The organism is Vibrio sp. 10N.286.52.C3, from assembly GCF_041468865.1.
In the GTDB taxonomy this organism is placed as follows: domain Bacteria; phylum Pseudomonadota; class Gammaproteobacteria; order Enterobacterales; family Vibrionaceae; genus Vibrio; species Vibrio crassostreae_C.
The window spans coordinates 122,696-143,148 of the sequence record NZ_JBFRJM010000054.1 but is presented as its reverse complement, the minus strand read 5'-3'; the positions used below and the strand labels follow the sequence as shown (position 1 = coordinate 143,148).

The window sequence follows — 20,453 nt, the reverse complement described above, 5'->3', positions numbered from 1 at the left end:
GAGTAGAAAATGAAACTGCCTATTTACTTTGACTATTCAGCTACATGCCCAGTCGATCCACGTGTTGCTGAAAAAATGGTTCAGTGCATGACGATGGACGGTAACTTCGGTAACCCTGCATCTCGTTCACACCGTTACGGCTGGCAGGCAGAAGAATCAGTAGATAATGCTCGTGAGCAAATTGCCGATCTACTAAATGCAGACCCACGTGAGATTGTTTTCACGTCAGGTGCTACAGAGTCAGACAACCTTGCTATCAAAGGTGCAGCGCACTTTTACGAGAAGAAAGGTAAGCACGTAATCACGTGTAAAACAGAACATAAAGCGGTTCTTGATCCATGTCGCCAACTAGAGCGTGAAGGTTTTGAGGTGACTTACCTTGAGCCTGAAGCAAACGGCATCATTGATTTAGACAAGCTACAAGCAGCAATGCGTGAAGATACGGTTCTTGTTTCTATCATGCACGTAAACAACGAGATTGGTGTAATCCAAGATATCTCTGCAATCGGCGAATTATGTCGTTCACGCAAGATCATCTTCCACGTTGATGCGGCTCAGTCTGCGGGTAAAATCCCACTAGATGTAAAAGAGATGAAAGTTGACCTTATCTCTCTTTCTGCACACAAAGCATACGGCCCTAAAGGCATTGGTGCTTTGTACGTTCGTCGTAAGCCACGTATTCGTCTTGAAGCACAGATGCACGGTGGAGGTCACGAACGTGGTTTCCGTTCTGGTACGCTTGCTACTCACCAAATCGTGGGTATGGGTGAAGCTTTTGCTGTCGCTAAACAAGACATGCAGAAAGATTATGACCACGCACTAGCACTTCGCGAGCGTCTATTGAAAGGGGTTCAAGATCTAGAAGCAGTAACGGTAAATGGCGACTTAGATCAACGTGTACCACATAACCTAAACGTGAGCTTTGCTTTCGTTGAAGGTGAATCTCTGCTTATGTCTTTAAAAGACTTAGCGGTATCATCAGGTTCTGCATGTACATCAGCGAGTCTTGAGCCTTCATACGTTTTACGCGCTCTTGGCTTAAACGATGAACTGGCACACAGCTCAGTACGTTTTTCATTCGGCCGTTTCACTACGGAAGAAGAAATCGACTACGCGATTGCACAAATCCGTGTAGCAGTAAATAAATTACGCGACATGTCTCCTCTATGGGATATGTATAAAGAAGGGATTGATTTGAACACTGTTGAGTGGGCTCATCACTAATCTCACGGAAATAGAGGATTCGAGGTAACTATCATGGCATATAGCGAAAAAGTAATTGATCACTACGAAAACCCACGTAACGTAGGTTCGTTTGATAAAGAAGATCCAAGTGTAGGTAGCGGCATGGTTGGCGCACCAGCTTGTGGTGACGTAATGAAACTGCAAATCAAAGTATCTGCAGAAGGTATTATTGAAGACGCAAAATTCAAGACTTACGGTTGCGGTAGCGCAATCGCTTCTAGCTCATTAGTCACTGAGTGGGTTAAAGGTAAAAGTATTGATGAAGCAGCTGCTATTAAAAACTCTGAAATCGCAGAAGAGCTAGAGTTGCCACCAGTGAAAGTTCACTGTTCAATTCTTGCTGAAGATGCAATCAAAGCAGCGGTTGCGGATTACAAAAAGAAGCACTAATCGTTTCTACAACGTAATCACTTCAAAAAAGTAATATTTGGGAGCACCCTTTGTGCTCCCCCTGAGTTCTCAATTTATATAAAACACAAGGTTGTAGTATGGCCATCACCATGACAGATACGGCAGCAAGCCGAGTTCAAGCTTTCCTAGATAACCGAGGTAAAGGTATCGGGTTGCGCTTAGCGGTAAAAACTACTGGCTGTTCGGGTATGGCGTATGTACTGGAATTCGTTGACGAGCTCAACGAAGAAGACGAAGTGTTCGAGCATTCAGGTGTTAAGGTCATCATTGATCCAAAGAGCCTAGTTTACCTAGACGGTACTGAGCTTGATTACGTAAAAGAAGGCCTAAACGAAGGTTTTGAATTCAACAACCCTAACGCGAAAGGCGAATGTGGTTGTGGTGAGAGCTTCAATGTATAAACGCCTCAATCGTTGAGCGTTTATAATGAGCGAAGAATAAAATTAGGCTCTAAGTAAAGAGCCTAAACTTAGGACCACCGTTACATGAATCATTTCGAATTATTTGGGCTACCACTTCAGTTTCAACTGGATGGTAGCCTTCTTTCTTCTCAGTTTAGAGATCTGCAACGCCAATTCCACCCTGATAAATTTGCCACGGCTTCTGAGCGAGATCGCTTGCTGGCTGTGCAAAAAGCTGCGCAAATCAATGATGCGTACCAGGTGTTGAAAAATCCAGTCAGCCGCGCTGAATACCTGTTAGTTCAACATGGTGAGGATATTCGTGGTGAGCAGCAGACTATGCAAGATCCTATGTTCCTGATGGAGCAAATGGAATTGCGTGAAGAGCTGGAAGATATCGCCGACAGTTCTAATCCTGAAGATGCTTTGTTTGCATTTGAAGGAAAGGTTAGCAAAATGTATAAACAACAATTAAGCGCTATCCAACAAGAACTCGACAGCGAAGCTTGGTTAGAAGCTGCAGACCGAGTAAGAAAGCTTAAGTTTATTGCAAAATTAAAGAATGAAATCGAGTTAGTTGAAGATCGTTTGATCGGCTAGTTCGTATAACAAGGACACATCCATGGCACTACTTCAGATTGCAGAACCAGGGCAAAGCGCCGCTCCTCACCAGCACAAGCTTGCAGTGGGTATTGATTTAGGTACAACAAACTCATTGGTTGCGTCAGTGCGCAGTGGTGAGGCAAGCACGCTTGTTGATCAACAAGGTCGCAGTATTCTCCCTTCCGTTGTTCACTATCAGTCAGAGTCGTACACCACTGGTGATGAAGCGCGTGTAAATGCACAAACTGATCCTAAAAATACCATTATCTCAGTTAAGCGATTAATCGGTCGTTCACTGTCAGATATTCAACAGCGATACCCATCTCTGCCATATCAGTTTGAAGAAAGTGATAATGGCCTGCCTGTGATTAACACAGCGCAAGGAAATAAGAACCCAATTCAAGTATCTGCAGATATTCTTCGTGCACTCGGTCAACGTGCTGAGTCGACGTTAGGTGGTGAATTGGCTGGTGCCGTGATTACTGTCCCTGCGTACTTTGATGATGCACAACGTGCAGGTACCAAAGACGCAGCGCAACTTGCTGGTCTTCATGTGTTACGTCTTCTTAATGAACCCACTGCAGCTGCGATTGCTTATGGCTTGGATTCAGGTAAAGAAGGGGTAATCGCTGTTTATGACTTAGGCGGTGGTACGTTTGATATCTCTATCCTACGCCTGTCTAAAGGTGTCTTCGAAGTTTTAGCAACCGGTGGTGACTCTGCATTAGGCGGCGATGACTTTGACCATTTAATTGCGGATCATTTCCAAGAGCAAATGGGCTTGTTAGAGCTGACAGCAGAGCAGAACCGTATTCTTCTAGACGCAGCAACAGAAGCGAAGATTGGCTTATCTGAAGCTGAAAGCGTTAATGTTGAAGCACTAGGTTGGTCTGGCTCTTTAACTCGTGAAGAGTTCGAAGAGATCATCAAACCGCTCGTTAAGAAAACGCTGCTTTCGTGCCGCCGAGCACTGAAAGATGCGGAAGTTGACGCGGATGAAGTACTAGAAGTCGTGATGGTAGGTGGTTCAACTCGTACCTTACTTGTTCGTGAAATGGTCGGTGGCTTCTTTGGTCGTACTCCATTAACCAGTATTAACCCTGATGAAGTGGTTGCGATTGGCGCATCGATTCAAGCGGATATCTTAGTTGGCAACAAGCCTGACTCTGAGATGCTGCTATTGGATGTTATCCCTCTGTCACTGGGTATCGAAACCATGGGTGGCTTAGTCGAAAAGATCATCCCTCGTAATACCACGATCCCAGTTGCTCGTGCACAAGAGTTTACCACGTTCAAAGACGGTCAAACTGCAATGACAGTACACACCGTGCAAGGCGAGCGTGAGATGGTTGATGACTGTCGTTCACTGGCTCGATTTGCTCTGAAAGGCATCCCGCCGATGACTGCAGGTGCTGCTCATATTCGTGTTACTTACCAAGTGGATGCTGATGGCCTGCTATCGGTTACCGCAATGGAGAAGAGCACTGGCGTTCAAGCTGAAATCCAAGTTAAGCCTTCTTACGGTCTAAGCGACAACGAAGTGGCTAGCATGCTGAAAGATTCGATGACGTTTGCAAAAGAAGACATGCAAGCGCGTGCTCTTGCTGAGCAACGCGTAGAAGCGGATCGCGTTATCGAAGGCCTTATCGCTGCAATGCAAGCCGACGGTGACGAGCTACTTGATGAGCAAGGCAAACAACAACTTGTTCAAGCGATTGAAGCACTGATTGAAGTGCGTAATGGCGACAACGCTGATGCTATTGAACTAGAAATTAAGAATACCGACAAAGCGAGCCAAGACTTTGCTTCTCGTCGTATGGATAAATCAATTCGTGCTGCACTGTCAGGTCAGTCAGTCGATAATATTTAATAGTTAGAGAATAGATAAACATGCCAAAGATTATTGTTTTACCTCACGAAGATCTATGTCCAGAAGGCGCTGTTTTAGAAGCAAAAACTGGTGAGACGGTTCTTGATGTTGCACTGAAGGCCGGTATTGGTATTGAACACGCATGTGAGAAATCGTGCGCATGTACAACATGTCACGTTGTGATTCGTGAAGGTTTTGATTCTTTAGAAGAGAGTGATGATCTAGAAGACGACATGCTAGATAAAGCATGGGGCTTAGAGATGGAATCTCGCTTGGGTTGCCAAGCTAAAGTGGCTGATACGGATCTTGTTGTAGAGATTCCAAAGTACACGTTGAACCTGGCTTCTGAAGACCATTAAGAACCTGTTCTCAGTCATGGCTAATACAGCGATGACTGAGAGAGTTATTGCTTAGACAAACATACTAAGAAAACTGGCCTAGAATATAGATCATAAAGGTGACCAAGCGTCGCTGATAAATATAAGGAAGTGTTATGAGCTTGAAGTGGATTGATTCGCGAGATATCGCAATTGAGCTATGTGATTTGTACCCTGATACTGATCCTAAAACGGTACGTTTTACCGATCTGCATCAATGGGTGCTAGACCTTGAAGAGTTCGACGACGAGCCTAACCACTCGAATGAGAAAATCTTAGAGGCTATTATTTTGTGCTGGATGGATGAGATGGATTAATCCTCTTGTCTAATGATTTGGTCGCGGGTTGGTATCAGTCCAATATAAAACGCAGCCAAGTTAACAATTCTTACTAAAAAAAGCGGACCTTATGGTCCGTTTTTTTATCAAAATGACATTTTCCTCCTACATAATGCTAACATCAGTGAGCTAATAAAAAATAATCAGAATCACACTCTCGAAGTGGTTCATGACAAGGAGAAATCATGTCTACACAGATGTCAGTATTTTTAAGTCAAGAAGCTGCCCAGCCTCAGTGGGGAGCAAGAGCTATTTTATCGTTCTCAGAAGCGGGAGCGACAATTCACATTGGTGAAGGCCACGATCTAGGCGCAGTTCAACGTGCGGGTCGTACGCTTGACGGACAAGGTATCGCATTCGTTTCACTTCGTGGTGAAGGTTGGGATCTAGAAAGCGTTTGGGCTTTCTACCAAGGCTACCGTGGACCAAAGAAAAAGAATGCATTGGAATGGGATGCACTTTCAGAAGCCGATCAAACTGAGCTTGAAGCTCGTATTCGCGCAACTGACTGGACGCGTGACATTATCAACAAAACCGCTGAAGAAGTGGCACCTCGTCAACTTGCGACAATGGCTGCAGAATACATCAAGTCAGTGGCACCAGCGGGCACTGTTAAAGCGAAGATTGTTAAAGACAAGGATCTACTAACCGAAGGTTGGGAAGGCATCTACGCGGTAGGTCGTGGCTCTGAGCGTACATCAGCAATGCTGCAACTGGACTTCAACCCAACAGGCGATGAAAACGCACCTGTATTTGCCTGTTTAGTCGGTAAAGGTATTACGTTCGATTCGGGCGGTTACAGTATCAAGCCAGGCCAATTCATGACAGCGATGAAAGCTGACATGGGTGGCGCAGCAACGATTACTGGTGGTTTAGGTCTTGCGATTGAACGCGGTCTTAACAAGCGCATCAAGCTTATTCTATGTTGCGCAGAGAACATGATCTCTGGTCGCGCATTGAAGCTTGGCGATATCATTACCTACAAAAACGGTAAAACAGTTGAGATCATGAACACTGATGCGGAAGGTCGCTTAGTGCTAGCTGATGGCCTGATGTACGCAAGTGCACAAAGCCCTGAGCTGATCATCGACTGTGCAACGCTAACAGGCGCGGCTAAAAACGCATTAGGTAACGACTACCACGCACTATTAAGCTTCGATGATGAGTTGTCTCACCAAGCGCTAACAGCGGCAAACCAAGAGAAAGAAGGCTTATGGCCACTGCCTCTTGCTGATTTCCACCGTGGTATGTTGCCTTCAAACTTTGCTGATCTTTCAAACATCAGCACAGGCGATTACACACCGGGTGCAAGTACAGCAGCGGCATTCCTTTCTTACTTTGTAGATGATTACAAAAAAGGTTGGATTCATATGGATTGCGCGGGTACTTACCGTAAGTCAGCAAGTGACAAGTGGGCGGCAGGCGCAACGGGTATGGGCGTTCGCACACTGGCTCGTCTTCTTATCGACCAAGCAAAATAATAATAAGGGTGAGCGGTATTTTGTGCCGCTCATTCATAAAGCTCAGATCGAAAGATCTCAGCAATTTCAGTATTTAATAACAAAAAAATGAAGTGAAGGAATCCCTATGGCTCTAGAAAGAACGTTCTCAATTGTTAAGCCGGATGCAGTTAAGCGTAACCTTGTTGGTGAAATCTACCACCGTATCGAAAAAGCAGGCCTAGAAATTATTGCTGCTAAAATGGTTCGTCTTACTGAAGAGCAAGCGAGTGGCTTCTACGCTGAACATGAAGGCAAAGAGTTCTTCCCAGCTCTTAAAGAGTTTATGACTTCTGGTCCTATCATGGTTCAAGTGCTTGAAGGCGAAAACGCTATCGCTCGTTACCGTGAACTTATGGGTAAAACAAACCCAGAAGAAGCGGCATGCGGTACTATCCGTGCTGACTACGCAATCAGCATGCGTTACAACTCAGTTCACGGCAGCGACAGCCCTGAGTCTGCAGCTCGCGAAATCGAATTCTTCTTCCCAGAATCTGAAATTTGCCCACGCCCAGCTCAATAATCGGCACTGCAAATTATTCTAAAGGCTTCACCTCGGTGAGGCCTTGTTTGTAAGTGGATTTTACGCTCTCGGTAATCAATTTAGTCGTCATTCTCGAAAGCGACGAAGGAGCGTAATCGGGAATCTGTTTTTGTTATTGGAGATTCCAGATACTTCGTTCCTCAGTTCTGGAATGACGGGGAACTTTGGAGCAACCATCTCGTGGTAAATATTATCGAGCAATTGGTGATTATTTACGTCATTCCCGAAAGCGACGAAGGAGTGTAATCGGGAATCTTTGTTTAAATTGGGTAATCTCAGGCCGATAAATACAATTGTTCAAATTTTAATCGCTTAAGTTTGAATGTCTTAATAAACACAGGGTTTTACAATGCTTGTTGAAGTTGCGTAAAGCCTGTACAATTCGCGCCCTTAATTATTGTTCCGTCATTGAGAGGCATCATGACCACAGCTAAAGTCAATCTACTCGATTTTGATCGTAAAGGTCTTCGTAAATTTTTCACAGAAGAACTGAATGAGAAAGCGTTTCGAGCAGAGCAAGTGATGAAGTGGATTTATCACTTCGGTGTCGATGACTTCGAACAAATGAATAACATCAACAAAAAGTTACGTGAGAAACTTCAACGTCGCTGTGAGATTGTTGCACCTGTTGTTTCTGAAGCTCAACACTCTTCAGATGGCACAATTAAATGGGCGATGAGCGTTGGCGACCAAGACGTTGAAACGGTATACATCCCAGATGGTGACCGTGCGACGCTATGTGTATCTTCACAGGTTGGTTGTGCACTTGAATGTAAGTTCTGTTCTACAGCTCAACAAGGCTTCAACCGTAACCTAAAAGTTTCAGAGATTGTTGGCCAAATCTGGCGTGCATCTCGCGAAATCGGCCTAGAAAAAGAAACCGGTCGTCGTCCAATTACTAACGTTGTAATGATGGGTATGGGCGAGCCTCTATTGAACATGAAGAACCTAATGCCATCATTAGAAATCATGCTTGATGATCTAGGTTTCGCACTGTCTAAGCGTCGTGTAACCGTATCAACTTCTGGTGTTGTTTCTGGCCTTGACCAAATGACAGACAACATCGATGTCGCATTGGCTATTTCTCTACATGCGCCAAACGATGCACTACGTAGCCAAATCATGCCGATCAACGACCGTTGGGATATCCAAGACTTCCTAGCATCTGTTCGTCGTTACATTGCATCTTCAAATGCTAACCGCGGTAAAGTAACGGTTGAGTACGTGTTATTGGATCATGTGAATGATGATATGGACCACGCACGTGAACTTGCTGAGCTAATGAAAGAGACGCCTTGTAAGATCAACTTGATTCCATTCAACCCTTACCCGGGGTCGCCTTATAAGAAGCCAAGCAACTCTCGTATTGATCGCTTCCAAAAAACGCTGATGGAATACAACTACACAGTAACCGTTCGTAAGACTCGTGGTGATGATATTGATGCCGCGTGTGGTCAGTTAGTCGGTGATGTGATTGATAGAACCAAGCGTACTAAAATGCTTAAAGCAGCCTCTGAAGCGAACTTGATTGCCGGTGGTGTGATTGAAGTAAAAGCGGTATAAAACGCGATTAGAACCTAAACAAGCCAGAAGTCTTACTTCTGGCTTGTTGCTTTTCTGGGGTGCAGTTTTTGATTTTTTGGACTTCTTGCCCACGCTTTCTTACATTTTTCGTCAAATTTTGGACAAAACCATGAGCTGACGGTAAATTTTGTTTAAAGTGTTTTTGCCTTGTAATGGCATTAGCTTATGATTAACTAATCTTAAATTAATTTAAGTGCTCGCTTGCTACTGATCATCAATATGTCTATTTAGGTTGGCTACTTGATAAACTAGCTTCCTGAGAAGGTCATCCATAATAAATGAATGATGTTCGCCTTTAAGGGTTGATGATTTAGATAGCAGGAAAAATTCCACATAACGTGGGTTGTTAGATTGAGCTTAAACGACAATAAGAAAACGCTCTCCTCAACCTGCGATAATACTTTAGAAGTTCACTCTCTATGAACACAGAACAAGATACACAAGCGCAAGAAAACGTAGCTCCAGCTTTGGAAGCGGGAACGCTGCTTAAGAACAAACGAGAATCTCTTGGTTTAACGCAAAAGCAGATTTCTGATCGCTTGAAACTTCGCGTTACTCTGATCCAACAAATTGAAGAAAACCAATTCGAGTCAGATCAAGTGGCGACGTTTATGCGTGGCTATATTCGTTCATACGCGAAATACGTCAATCTTGACGAAAAAGTCGTATTGAGTGCGCTGCATCATGCCGGTGATGCTCAGCATCAAGAGCAAGAAATGTTGAGCTTTTCTCGTAAGACCAAAACCGAGAAGCACAACAGCCGTATTATGATCCTGACTTGGAGTATTTTTGCGGTCATTGCGGGTATCTCCTCACTTTGGTGGTGGCAGAACCAACAACAAGACACCCTATCTCAATCTTTAGCGAATACTGAAAGCTCAGAAGAGCTAGCGGTAGAAGAATCACTTGCCCCTGAATTCACCTCTTTAGAAGTGATTGAAGCTGAACAAAACGAAGCGGGTGCTTCTGTTGTTGAAGGTACTGAAGGCCTTGCTGCAATAAGCGATGCGGAAGATACTTCAGGTGCTGTTATTCCAGCTGACGAAACTCCTGCACAGCAAGCAACAGAGACTGAACCAACTGCTGAAGTTACTGCTAATGCAGAAGCGGTTGAAGCTAGCACGGCTCCTGAAGCTGTGGCTAACGAGCTAGTGATGCAGTTCACCGCTGATTGCTGGATCCAAGTAAAAGATGCAACGGGTAAAACCTTGTCGACTGGCATCAAAAAAGCAGGTCAGTCGTTAAATCTATCAGGAACTGCGCCATATAAAGTGATTCTAGGTGCGCCAGAAGGCGTATCAATGACATTTGCAAGTGAACCTGTCGACCTTTCTGGGTATACTTCAGGCAAAGTAGCTAGAATAACCTTACCTTAGAGTTAATATGCAACACGAATCTCCTATTATTCGTCGCAAATCAACCCGTATTTATGTGGGTGATGTGCCGATCGGTGATGGTGCACCAATTGCTGTGCAATCCATGACCAACACAAGAACAACAGATGTAGCCGCGACCGTTGCTCAAATTAGAGCTCTGGAAAAAGTTGGCGCTGATATCGTTCGCGTATCTGTACCGACTATGGATGCCGCTGAAGCCTTTAAGCTAATCAAGCAGCAGGTCTCTGTTCCTTTGGTTGCTGATATTCACTTCGACTACCGTATCGCACTTAAAGTGGCGGAATACGGCGTTGACTGTCTGCGTATCAACCCAGGTAACATCGGTAACGAAAGCCGTATCCGCTCAGTTGTTGATTGTGCACGTGATATGAATATTCCGATTCGTATTGGTGTTAACGGCGGTTCTCTTGAGAAAGAGATCCAAGAGAAATACACAGAACCTACAGCAGAAGCGCTTGTTGAATCAGCAATGCGTCACGTAGATATCCTAGACCGTCTGAACTTTGATCAATTCAAAGTCAGCGTTAAGGCGTCTGATGTATTCCTTGCTGTCGGTTCTTACCGTTTGCTGGCTAAGCAGATTGATCAACCTCTCCACCTTGGTATTACCGAAGCGGGTGGTGCGCGTGCAGGCTCTGTGAAGTCAGCGGTAGGTTTAGGTATGCTTCTTTCTGAAGGTATCGGCGATACGCTGCGTATATCGCTAGCGGCTGATCCGGTTGAAGAGATCAAAGTTGGCTTTGATATTCTTAAATCTTTGCGCATTCGTTCGCGTGGCATCAACTTCATTGCGTGTCCGAGCTGTTCTCGTCAAGAGTTCGATGTTATTAACACCGTTAATGCCCTTGAAGAGCGCCTAGAAGACGTGATCACTCCAATGGACGTATCTATCATCGGTTGTGTGGTTAACGGCCCTGGTGAAGCTGAAGTGTCTCACTTAGGTTTAGCTGGTAGTGCACGTAAGAGTGCCTTCTACGAAGATGGTAAGCGTCAGAAAGAGCGCTTCGACAACGATGACCTTGTCGACAAACTTGAAGCTAAGATTCGTGCAAAAGCGTCAGTGCTTGATAAAGCAAATCGCATTGATGTAGAAAACTTAGAAGATTAATACAACGCGATGGGGTGTGATTGTCTATTCGCACTAACACCTGGTCGTGAGAAATTACGGAATAAATACTGTGGCTAAAAATATTCAAGCAATTCGAGGCATGAACGACTGCCTTCCAACTCAATCACCACTGTGGCAGAAAGTAGAAAGCGCAGTTAAAAACGTGGTGAGTGCATACGGTTACAACGAAGTACGTATGCCTATCGTTGAAGAAACAAACCTATTTAGCCGTGCAGTTGGTGAAGAGACAGACGTTGTTTCTAAAGAGATGTACACCTTTGACGACCGCAATGGCGATAGCCTAACGCTGCGTCCAGAAGGCACAGCAGGTTGTGTTCGTTCATGTATTCAAAACAGCCTTATCAACCGTGATGAACAGCGCCTATGGTACATGGGCCCTATGTTCCGTCACGAGCGTCCTCAAAAAGGTCGTTACCGTCAATTCCACCAATGTGGTGTTGAAGTGTTTGGCCTAGACGGTCCAGACGTTGACGCAGAACTTATCATGATGACAGCACGTCTATGGCGTGAGCTAGGCATCGACAAGCACGTTCGCCTAGAGCTGAACTCAATCGGTTCTCAAGAAGATCGCGTTAGCTACCGCACTGCGTTAGTGGCTTTCCTTGAGCAACATATTGATGTGCTTGACGAAGACTGCAAACGTCGCATGCACACTAACCCTCTACGTGTACTTGATACTAAGAACCCTGATGTTCAAGCTATCTTAGGTGACGCACCTCGACTATCTGAATATCTAGGTGAAGAATCGAAGCAACATTTTGCTGGTTTGTGTGAACTTCTTGACGCTGTTGGTATCGAATACCAAGTTAATGAGCGTCTAGTACGTGGCCTAGATTACTACAACCGCACCGTATTTGAGTGGATCACAGACAGCCTTGGTGCTCAAGGTACAGTATGTGGCGGCGGTCGTTACGATGGTCTTGTTGAGCAACTAGGCGGCAAAGCAACAAATGCAGTTGGCTTCGCAATGGGTCTAGAGCGTCTGGTTCTGATGATGGAAACGCTAGAGCTAACAGAAGTTCGTCGTAGCGTTGATGTATACGTAGTTGCTGCTGGCGAAGGTACTATGATCGCGGGCATGCAGTTAGCGAATCAGTTACGCGACACCGTTGAAGGCGTGCGTGTAATGAACCACTTCGGTGGTGGTAACTTCAAGAAGCAATTCAAACGTGCTGACAAAGTAGGTGCTGTTGTGGCGCTGGTACTTGGTGAGAACGAAGTTGCTGGCAATACAGTTGTGTTAAAAGATCTGGTTGGCGGCGAGCAAGAAACCGTGTCTCAAACGGAAGTTGCAGAGAAAGTTGCTGCGCTAATCTAATTAGCCATTGAGCAAACGCTCATAATGAATACTAACGTCAGCACTATGCTGGCGTTTAAAGAATTAAAGAGGACAGGAAGTGGAACTTTACGATAGCGAAGAGCAACAAGTTGAAGCCATTAAAGATTGGTGGAAAGAGAACGGTAAAGCCGTAATCTTTGGTGCGGTTATTGGTTTAGGTGGTCTATTTGGCTGGCGCTATTACCAAGATTCAGTAGTTGAAGCGCGTGAAGCAGCTTCAGAAAGCTACACCTCTGTAATTTCAGCTCTTGATGTTAAGGGTGTTGATGCTCAATCTGATATTCAAGCTTTCATCGACGCAAACAAAGATGCTGAGTACTCAGTACTTGCTGCTATGCAACTAGCAAAAGTACAAGTACAAGCAGGCGATCTAGCGGCGGCACTTGAACAGCTCGAGTGGGCAAAATCGGCAACTAAGGACGCGGCACTTGCGCCACTACTTACTTACCGTGTTGCACGTATTAAAGCTGAGCAAGGTGAATTTGACGCAGCACTGACTGATCTTGCTGCTATGACAGACGAATCTTGGAAAGGCCGTGTTGCTGAACTGCGTGGTGATATCTCACTTCGTAAAGGCGACACAGACGCAGCATACAGTGCTTACACAGAAGCACAGCAAGCTGTTGACGCTAGCCAAACGCTTCAAATCAAACTTGACGACCTAGCTAAATAAGGCGCTTTGAATGAAGAAGATGTTTCCAAAAGCGGCGTTGTGTGCGATTGCTCTTGGCCTACTAGCTGGCTGTGCGGGTGAAGAAGACACCGTAATCATGGCTCCAGTCCCAACGGTAAACAGCGAGTTCACTCCTAGTCAGGAATGGTCTACGTCGGTTGGTGATGGTGTTGGTCACTACTTTTCAAAACTAACGCCAGAATTGGCTTACGACAAAGTGTTTGTTGCAAGCCGTGAAGGTATGGTTAAAGCGCTTGATCCTGATACAGGTAAAGCGCTGTGGAAAGTCGATCTTGAGAAAGACGTATTGGCTCGTTTATCGGGTGGCTTAACGGCGGCTTACGGTAAAGTTTTTGTTGGTTCTGAAAATGGCGAAGTGATCGCACTGGAAGAATCGACCGGTGAAGAGCTGTGGCGTGTATCAGTCAATGGCGAGGTGCTTGCATCCCCAGCAACTGATAGCAACATGGTCATTGTTCATACCAGTCGCGGTATGTTGATCGCGTTAGATCAAGCAAGCGGTGAACAAAAATGGACCATCAGTACGGAAGTACCAAGCCTAACACTGCGTGGCGATAGCTCGCCTGTTGCAGTTTCTGGTGGTGTATTCTGGGGTACAGCAAATGGTCGTCTAGCTGCGGCTATCGTTGATCGTGGTCAGCTTATTTGGCAACAGCCAGTAGGCACACCAAAAGGTGCAACGGAAATTGATCGTTTGGTTGATGTTGATGCATCTCCAATTGTTCTTGGTGGCACCCTGTATACCGTAGGTATCAATGGTCAGCTGATTGCTATCGACCTTCGTTCTGGTAAGCCAATTTGGAAACGTAACTACTCATCAGCGATTGATTTAGCAAGTGATGGTAGCCGTTTGTTCGTTGTTACCGACAAAGACCATGTGGTTGCGGTTGATGCGCGTAGTGGTACTGAACTGTGGAGCACTCCATTGTTAGAAAACCGCTTACTGACAGCACCTGCTATTATTAATGGTTATGTAGTCGTGGGTGATACTGAAGGTTATCTGCACTGGTTGGATCGTTCATCGGGTGAGTTTGTTGCTCAACAGCTTGTCGATGATAGCGGCTTTGCGGTTGCACCAATTGAACTGCCTGAAGGCTACTTAGTGACGACTCGCAATGGCGATGTAAAGAAACTAACGATTAGCCAATAAAAGCGTGATATAATTCACAGTCGGCTCCTGGTTGGTAACAGCCAGGAGCCGTTTTGTTGTTAAAAATTAATAAACCGTGTGGTTATAGGTAAGAGTTTAAACTTGCGAACAAGTGCTTACCTATAACTACATTTAGAGAAGAAATTGTAGAGGTTGTTATGGTACCTGTTGTTGCTCTAGTAGGGCGTCCGAACGTAGGTAAATCTACGTTATTTAACCGATTGACTCGAACTCGTGATGCATTGGTTGCGGATTTCCCTGGCTTAACGCGTGACCGTAAATACGGTCATGCTCATTTTAGCGAGCATGACTTTATTGTTATTGACACTGGCGGTATCGACGGTACTGAAGAAGGTGTTGAAACTAAAATGGCTGAACAGTCGCTAGCGGCGATTGATGAAGCTGATGTCGTTCTATTTATGGTAGATGGCCGTGCGGGTCTAACACCTTCAGACGTGGCGATTGCTAAGCACCTACGTCAACTAGAAAAGCCTTCAATGCTAGTAGTAAACAAGGTTGACGGTATCGACCCTGATGCTGCAAGTGCTGACTTCTGGCAACTAGGTGTAGAAGACATGTACCAAATCGCTGCGGCGCATGGTCGTGGTGTTACTGCACTTATTGACCTTGCTCTTAACCCATTCGCAGAAGCGCTAAAAGCTGAGAATGGCGAAGTAAGCGACTTAACTGAGTTTGAAGACGAAGAAGAAGAGCAGGTTGAATTTACAGAAGAAGAAGCTGAAGCAGAATTCAAGCGTCTTCAAGATCAACCGATCAAACTAGCGATCATTGGCCGTCCTAACGTAGGTAAATCAACGCTAACGAACCGTATTCTTGGTGAAGAGCGTGTGGTTGTTTACGATATGCCAGGTACGACTCGTGACTCTATCTACATCCCAATGCAGCGTGACGAGCGTGAATACGTTCTAATCGATACTGCGGGTGTTCGTCGTCGTAAAAACATCAACGAAACGGTAGAGAAGTTCTCAGTGGTTAAAACACTGAAAGCGATTGAAGATGCTAACGTTGTATTGCTGCTTATCGATGCTCGCGAAAACATCTCTGATCAAGATCTAAGCTTGCTAGGCTTTGCGTTGAACGCTGGTCGTTCAATTGTTATTGCCGTAAACAAGTGGGATGGCCTAGATAACGACGTTAAAGAACGCGTTAAGAAAGAGCTAGACCGTCGCTTAGGCTTCGTTGATTTCGCACGTATTCACTTTATCTCTGCACTTCACGGTACAGGTGTTGGTCACTTGTTTGAGTCTGTACAAGAAGCTTACAAGTCAGCGACTACTCGTGTTGGTACTTCTGTGCTAACTCGTATCATGAAGATGGCGACTGATGATCACCAACCGCCTATGGTTCGTGGCCGTCGTGTGAAACTGAAATACGCGCACGCTGGTGGCTACAACCCACCGATTATCGTTATCCACGGCAACCAAGTTCGTAACTTGCCAGATTCATACAAACGATTCTTGATGAACTACTACCGTCGTTCACTAGAAATCATGGGTACACCTATTCGCATTCAATTCCAGAACAGCGAGAACCCATTTGAAGCTAAGACTAACAAGCTGACAATTTCTCAAGAACGTAAACGTAAACGTATGATGAGCATGGTTAAAGGTCGTAAGTAAACCTTTCCAATAGATTTGATACCCGAGCCTGTCTCGGGTATTTTTTTAAGCAAAATTCACGTTAAGCCATAACAATACGTTTTTATCATCATGGCTCAACGAATCAGACTAGATTCCAGAAGAAGAACGATATGACTACTAGCGATTTGATTACACCTGTGTCAGCAATCACACCAACCATCACTCAATTTTGTCATCAGGCTTGGCAGCTCAATGCTAAAGCGCAGTACGTTGAAAGCGATGACAACAAAACTTACCTGATCACCGACGTGACACCCTTCCACCCAGTGAGTCACATTTGGCCAGATCACCCTGCAGACCAAGGCTTTGTGAGTGTTGGTGACGTGCTATATCCAGTTGAAGACTGCCTTGTTGGTGCTATAGAACAATCTACTGGCAAGCTTCATATCGCAGCAGATATCCCTGTTAAGCGTGATACGGAAGGGTGGGCGTTTGTTGTTGTCCACCAGCTACCTACATCTGCTTCTATGATTAAGGTTAACGACGAAGTCGTGTTGTCGGTTGATAAAGAGTACCAAGCCAGTTTGAGCCGTGGTCACAGTGCTGGTCACATCGCTTTCCTAGCCTTGAATAAAGTATTGGCTGAAAGCTACTGGCGTAAAGATGCGGACAGAAAAGATCCGCTTGGCAGTTACGACTTCAATAGCTACGCACAAGTGACGAGCTTTGTGACTCCAGAGCTGTGTACCGATAAGTATCGCTTAGGCAAAACCCTGAAGAAGCGTGGTTTGAACGTTGCAGATATGCTAGCAAGTCTTGATGACATCGAAGCTGATATCAACCAAATGATTGCGGGCTGGTTTGCAGAGCCGACGCCAGTTGCAATGCGACTGGAAGGCGAAGCATTAACAGACTCTCGCTATTGGGAATGGCAGTTGGATGCCGACACTTTAGTGTCTATTCCGTGTGGTGGTACTCACATTGAGAACACCTCAGAACTTAAGGCATTATCCGTTAAGTTAACCCAGTTAGATGACCAGCATATTGAAATGCTGACGCATGTAATTCGATGATCTAGACTACAGATCGAAATGGCTTGTGCTGTTTGTTTTGTTTTTGCATGTCACTTTTAATATAAATAACTGTTTAAAATTGAAATGCAGCACATGTAACTTATGCTTTCGGTGTGTGGTGATATAAATATTCTTTTTGGGGTAGATCGCTGATCAAAATAGATAAAGCGAAAGATCAACCTATGATCTTCGATTGTGTGTCGTACTAATTTAGTGTGCTATTATTAACCAATAACAAGCTTGCATAAGAACAAGCTGTACCCGATTACACAATTGAAAGCCTTAGTGAATGGAACAACAATTTTTATTAGAAGGTCATCGAGCCGTCAATAGTTTGCTGCGGAAGCTTGCGCTTGGGATGGATCGCAAAGATTTAAATCACAAGATTATTCAGCTTACCGAGCAGCGCATGGCTTCAATTTTACTGCTCAACTCAGAGTCTAAACGTTACACCTTGAGTATGCCCCAAACCTGCCTGATTTTTACAATCAACAGATTGAAGGGATAGGAATTGGTGCGGGGATAGGCTCTTGTGGCGAGGCAGCTGCGCTTAAGAAAGCAGTGATGGTCTCCAACATAAATGCACACCCAAACTGGGCACCTTTTCTGGTCTTAACCAATCAAGCGAATTTACATGCCTGTTGGTCGGTCCCCATTATCTCGTCACGCGGTAATGTGTTGGTTACCTTCGCTATTTATAGCCAGTACATCTCTGAACCACATGAATTTGAGCTCGAGATCTTAGAGCTACTGGCTTCCCTGTATTCGGTAGCACTAGAGAAGTTTGAGCTGGAGAACCAGCTAAACTTTTTCGCTAATCGAGATTCTTTAACCCATTGCTTGAATCGTCGCGCATTGTTTAATGAAGCGGAGAAAGTGTTGGCCAAGCGATGCTTTTCTGAAAAGGTGATGGCGTGTTTGTTTGTTGATGTCGATAAGTTCAAATCGATAAATGATACCTATGGCCACAGTTTCGGTGACGATGTGCTGTTGGCGGTTGCCGAAGTTCTTGATGAGGCAACCACAGCATGTGCCAAGATAGGCCGTTATGGTGGCGATGAGTTTGTGGTGTTCTCTTGCTTTGATGATCAAGAAAGCGTTGTTAGCTTCTACCACAGCTTAGAGAAAGCACTGCAACAAGCGCTTTATATCAATGATGTGCAGTTCTCAGTGAGTGTTGGGTTGTCTTGTGACAAAGATCCTCAAGGATTAGACCAGTTGATCGCATAAGCTGATAAGAACATGTACCAAATCAAGCAAGCGAAGTCTCAGCGGTAGTAGATTGTAAAAATAGTAGTGAATTAGGAAATGCTAATGAGTGAAAATATCTGCCCTAAGTGCCAGTCTGAGCTAGCTTGGGATGGCAAGTATCATTGTGAAAGTTGTCAGGCTCACTTTACTAAAGTTGGGTTTTGCCCTGAGTGCAGCAGCCAACTTGAGAAGCTTCAAGCCTGTGGTGCGGCGAGCTATTTTTGCAACGGTGATTGCAACGAGTTGAAATCAAAGTCGAGAGTAAAATTCGAATTTCAACCTGCGGAATAGCCTTAAACTACATGGTTTGAACGACCATCGGTGATGTTATACCAGAGACTCAATACTAAAGTGTTGGGTCTTTTTTGTATCTGAAGAACAGGAATGTGTCATCTTGGTTCATTCCCACCGTCACTGCACCAGTATGAAACATAGTTACATGATTGCTATGCACTCTATTGGTGTGAGTTTCTTTTAAATTCTATTAATACAATTACTTATAAACAATTTCGTTGGTTTATAAGTTTGGCACTCTTCTTGTAACTCTGTAATTGAATAACAAAAATACAATTATGGAGTAATATCATGAACAAGGTGTTCAATTTATCGCTAGCTGCACTGTGTACAACACTTTCATTTTCTTCTGCAACAGTGTTTGCTGCTGATGAGACCATCAAGGTCGGTGTTCTACACTCACTCTCTGGCACCATGGCGATCAGTGAGACAACGCTAAAAGATACCGTGCTAATGCTCATCGAAGAGCAGAACAAAAAGGGTGGTTTGCTTGGTAAGAAGCTAGAGCCTGTCGTGGTTGACCCTGCGTCAAACTGGCCGCTATTTGCTGAGAAAGCGCGTGAGCTTATCGAAAAAGAGAAAGTGGATGTGGTGTTCGGTGGTTGGACGTCGGTATCACGTAAATCCATGCTACCTGTCTTTGAAGAACTCAACAGCATCCTTTTCTACCCAGTACAGTATGAAGGTGAAGAGTCTTCTAAAAACGTTTTCTACACCGGTGCCGCGCCAAACCAACAAGCGATCCCAGCAGTGGATTACTTGATGGAAGAGCTTGAAGTCGAGCGCTGGGTACTTGCAGGTACCGATTACGTTTATCCACGTACAACCAATAAGATCTTAGAAGCCTACCTAAAAGATAAAGGTGTCGCAGAAGAAGACATCATGATCAACTACACGCCATTTGGTCACTCTGATTGGCAATCTATCGTTTCAGACATCAAAAAGTTCGGTGAAGCTGGCAAGAAAACCGCTGTGGTTTCTACTGTAAACGGCGATGCGAACGTACCTTTCTATAAAGAGCTAGGCGCTCAAGGCATTTCATCTGAAGACATCCCAGTTATTGCATTCTCTGTTGGTGAAGAAGAACTGTCAGGCATGGACACAGAACCATTGGTTGGTCATCTAGCTGCATGGAACTACTTCATGAGTGTTGATACTGAAGCTAATGAAGAGTTCGTTGAAACGTGGCAGTCGTTCATCAAGAGTGAAAAGCGTGTCACCAATGACCCAATGGAAGCGCACTATGTTGGCTTCAATATGTGGGCTCAAGCGGTCACTAATGCGGGCACAACCGATCCTGAATCTGTGCAAGATGCCTTGATTGGCGTGTCTGTACCTAACCTTTCTGGCGGCTACTCTACCATGCTGCCAAACCACCACATTACTAAACCAGTCCTGATCGGTGAAATCCAAGACGATGGTCAATTCGATATCGTTTGGGAAACCACTGGACTAGTGGCGGGTGATGCTTGGTCGAGTTACTTACCTGAATCGGCAAAACTGTTCTCTAGCTGGTCGAAGCCATTCTCATGTGGTGCGTTTAACGTCGAAACGAAGAAGTGTTCTGGCGGTAACTAGATCGTCAATTAAGGAATATTGAGCCTTCCGGTTTGGGAAGAACGCGTCTGTTTAACGGGCGAAGCGAATGGAAGG

The 20,453-nt window shown here is 44.9% G+C and carries 19 protein-coding genes and 1 pseudogene; all 20 read left to right on the top strand.

What is annotated here, in order from left to right; translation table 11 throughout:
- Positions 1-9: 9 nt before the first annotated feature.
- The 20 genes and pseudogenes from AB4138_RS17550 (at position 10) to urtA (ending at position 20,378) form a co-directional block, all read left to right on the top strand.
- Positions 10-1,224 (top strand): IscS subfamily cysteine desulfurase, encoded by a 1,215-nt coding sequence (locus AB4138_RS17550; protein WP_010440514.1) that lies wholly within the window; start codon positions 10-12, stop codon positions 1,222-1,224.
- A 33-nt stretch (positions 1,225-1,257) separates the two neighbouring features.
- Positions 1,258-1,635 carry a Fe-S cluster assembly scaffold IscU gene (gene iscU / locus AB4138_RS17545; protein WP_004735094.1) on the top strand — a complete coding sequence of 126 codons (378 nt, stop codon included), beginning with the start codon at positions 1,258-1,260 and terminating at the stop codon, positions 1,633-1,635.
- A gap of 98 nt (positions 1,636-1,733) precedes the next feature.
- Entirely contained in the window at positions 1,734-2,057 is a 324-nt protein-coding gene (gene iscA / locus AB4138_RS17540) for an iron-sulfur cluster assembly protein IscA (RefSeq protein ID WP_010440519.1), read from the top strand.
- A gap of 84 nt (positions 2,058-2,141) precedes the next feature.
- Positions 2,142-2,657, top strand: coding sequence for a co-chaperone HscB (hscB, locus tag AB4138_RS17535; protein ID WP_372307015.1), 516 nt, complete (start codon positions 2,142-2,144; stop codon positions 2,655-2,657).
- 22 nt (positions 2,658-2,679) lie between these two features.
- Positions 2,680-4,530: a Fe-S protein assembly chaperone HscA gene (gene hscA, locus AB4138_RS17530; protein ID WP_017062518.1), complete on the top strand. Its 1,851-nt coding sequence runs from the start codon at positions 2,680-2,682 to the stop codon at positions 4,528-4,530.
- 20 nt (positions 4,531-4,550) lie between these two features.
- Positions 4,551-4,889: an ISC system 2Fe-2S type ferredoxin gene (gene fdx, locus AB4138_RS17525; RefSeq protein ID WP_010440525.1), complete on the top strand. Its 339-nt coding sequence runs from the start codon at positions 4,551-4,553 to the stop codon at positions 4,887-4,889.
- 134 nt (positions 4,890-5,023) lie between these two features.
- A complete protein-coding gene (gene iscX / locus AB4138_RS17520; RefSeq protein ID WP_004740335.1) occupies positions 5,024-5,224 on the top strand; it encodes a Fe-S cluster assembly protein IscX in 201 nt (66 codons plus the stop codon).
- A 206-nt stretch (positions 5,225-5,430) separates the two neighbouring features.
- Positions 5,431-6,726: an aminopeptidase PepB gene (gene pepB / locus AB4138_RS17515; RefSeq protein ID WP_017062517.1), complete on the top strand. Its 1,296-nt coding sequence runs from the start codon at positions 5,431-5,433 to the stop codon at positions 6,724-6,726.
- Positions 6,727-6,832: 106 nt separating this feature from the next.
- Positions 6,833-7,267 (top strand): nucleoside-diphosphate kinase, encoded by a 435-nt coding sequence (ndk, locus tag AB4138_RS17510; protein ID WP_016797173.1) that lies wholly within the window; start codon positions 6,833-6,835, stop codon positions 7,265-7,267.
- A 441-nt stretch (positions 7,268-7,708) separates the two neighbouring features.
- A complete protein-coding gene (locus tag AB4138_RS17505; RefSeq protein ID WP_017062516.1) occupies positions 7,709-8,851 on the top strand; it encodes a bifunctional tRNA (adenosine(37)-C2)-methyltransferase TrmG/ribosomal RNA large subunit methyltransferase RlmN in 1,143 nt (380 codons plus the stop codon).
- 440 nt (positions 8,852-9,291) lie between these two features.
- Entirely contained in the window at positions 9,292-10,248 is a 957-nt protein-coding gene (rodZ, locus tag AB4138_RS17500; RefSeq protein ID WP_372307013.1) for a cytoskeleton protein RodZ, read from the top strand.
- Positions 10,249-10,255: 7 nt separating this feature from the next.
- Entirely contained in the window at positions 10,256-11,377 is a 1,122-nt protein-coding gene (gene ispG / locus AB4138_RS17495) for a flavodoxin-dependent (E)-4-hydroxy-3-methylbut-2-enyl-diphosphate synthase (RefSeq protein ID WP_009848294.1), read from the top strand.
- 70 nt (positions 11,378-11,447) lie between these two features.
- Positions 11,448-12,716: a histidine--tRNA ligase gene (gene hisS / locus AB4138_RS17490; RefSeq protein ID WP_372307010.1), complete on the top strand. Its 1,269-nt coding sequence runs from the start codon at positions 11,448-11,450 to the stop codon at positions 12,714-12,716.
- Positions 12,717-12,795: 79 nt separating this feature from the next.
- Entirely contained in the window at positions 12,796-13,410 is a 615-nt protein-coding gene (locus tag AB4138_RS17485; RefSeq protein WP_017062513.1) for a YfgM family protein, read from the top strand.
- Positions 13,411-13,420: 10 nt separating this feature from the next.
- Positions 13,421-14,581, top strand: a complete 1,161-nt coding sequence (gene bamB, locus AB4138_RS17480; protein WP_017062512.1) for an outer membrane protein assembly factor BamB — start codon at positions 13,421-13,423, stop codon at positions 14,579-14,581.
- A 158-nt stretch (positions 14,582-14,739) separates the two neighbouring features.
- Entirely contained in the window at positions 14,740-16,221 is a 1,482-nt protein-coding gene (gene der, locus AB4138_RS17475; protein WP_017062511.1) for a ribosome biogenesis GTPase Der, read from the top strand.
- A gap of 131 nt (positions 16,222-16,352) precedes the next feature.
- Positions 16,353-17,255 carry an alanyl-tRNA editing protein gene (locus tag AB4138_RS17470; RefSeq protein ID WP_372307007.1) on the top strand — a complete coding sequence of 301 codons (903 nt, stop codon included), beginning with the start codon at positions 16,353-16,355 and terminating at the stop codon, positions 17,253-17,255.
- A gap of 289 nt (positions 17,256-17,544) precedes the next feature.
- Positions 17,545-18,485, top strand: a pseudogene (locus tag AB4138_RS17465) (sensor domain-containing diguanylate cyclase).
- Positions 18,486-18,569: 84 nt separating this feature from the next.
- On the top strand, positions 18,570-18,797 hold the full coding sequence (locus AB4138_RS17460; protein ID WP_017056199.1) for a zinc ribbon domain-containing protein: 228 nt from the start codon (positions 18,570-18,572) through the stop codon (positions 18,795-18,797).
- Positions 18,798-19,091: 294 nt separating this feature from the next.
- Positions 19,092-20,378 (top strand): urea ABC transporter substrate-binding protein, encoded by a 1,287-nt coding sequence (urtA, locus tag AB4138_RS17455; protein ID WP_004735113.1) that lies wholly within the window; start codon positions 19,092-19,094, stop codon positions 20,376-20,378.
- Positions 20,379-20,453 lie beyond the last annotated feature (75 nt).

Coding starts and splice junctions, on each gene's coding strand:
- AB4138_RS17550 (WP_010440514.1), top strand. CDS start 10: ATGAAACTGCCTATTTACTTTGACTATTCAGCTACATGCCCAGTCGAT.
- iscU (WP_004735094.1), top strand. CDS start 1,258: ATGGCATATAGCGAAAAAGTAATTGATCACTACGAAAACCCACGTAAC.
- iscA (WP_010440519.1), top strand. CDS start 1,734: ATGGCCATCACCATGACAGATACGGCAGCAAGCCGAGTTCAAGCTTTC.
- hscB (WP_372307015.1), top strand. CDS start 2,142: ATGAATCATTTCGAATTATTTGGGCTACCACTTCAGTTTCAACTGGAT.
- hscA (WP_017062518.1), top strand. CDS start 2,680: ATGGCACTACTTCAGATTGCAGAACCAGGGCAAAGCGCCGCTCCTCAC.
- fdx (WP_010440525.1), top strand. CDS start 4,551: ATGCCAAAGATTATTGTTTTACCTCACGAAGATCTATGTCCAGAAGGC.
- iscX (WP_004740335.1), top strand. CDS start 5,024: ATGAGCTTGAAGTGGATTGATTCGCGAGATATCGCAATTGAGCTATGT.
- pepB (WP_017062517.1), top strand. CDS start 5,431: ATGTCTACACAGATGTCAGTATTTTTAAGTCAAGAAGCTGCCCAGCCT.
- ndk (WP_016797173.1), top strand. CDS start 6,833: ATGGCTCTAGAAAGAACGTTCTCAATTGTTAAGCCGGATGCAGTTAAG.
- AB4138_RS17505 (WP_017062516.1), top strand. CDS start 7,709: ATGACCACAGCTAAAGTCAATCTACTCGATTTTGATCGTAAAGGTCTT.
- rodZ (WP_372307013.1), top strand. CDS start 9,292: ATGAACACAGAACAAGATACACAAGCGCAAGAAAACGTAGCTCCAGCT.
- ispG (WP_009848294.1), top strand. CDS start 10,256: ATGCAACACGAATCTCCTATTATTCGTCGCAAATCAACCCGTATTTAT.
- bamB (WP_017062512.1), top strand. CDS start 13,421: ATGAAGAAGATGTTTCCAAAAGCGGCGTTGTGTGCGATTGCTCTTGGC.
- der (WP_017062511.1), top strand. CDS start 14,740: ATGGTACCTGTTGTTGCTCTAGTAGGGCGTCCGAACGTAGGTAAATCT.
- AB4138_RS17470 (WP_372307007.1), top strand. CDS start 16,353: ATGACTACTAGCGATTTGATTACACCTGTGTCAGCAATCACACCAACC.
- AB4138_RS17460 (WP_017056199.1), top strand. CDS start 18,570: ATGAGTGAAAATATCTGCCCTAAGTGCCAGTCTGAGCTAGCTTGGGAT.
- urtA (WP_004735113.1), top strand. CDS start 19,092: ATGAACAAGGTGTTCAATTTATCGCTAGCTGCACTGTGTACAACACTT.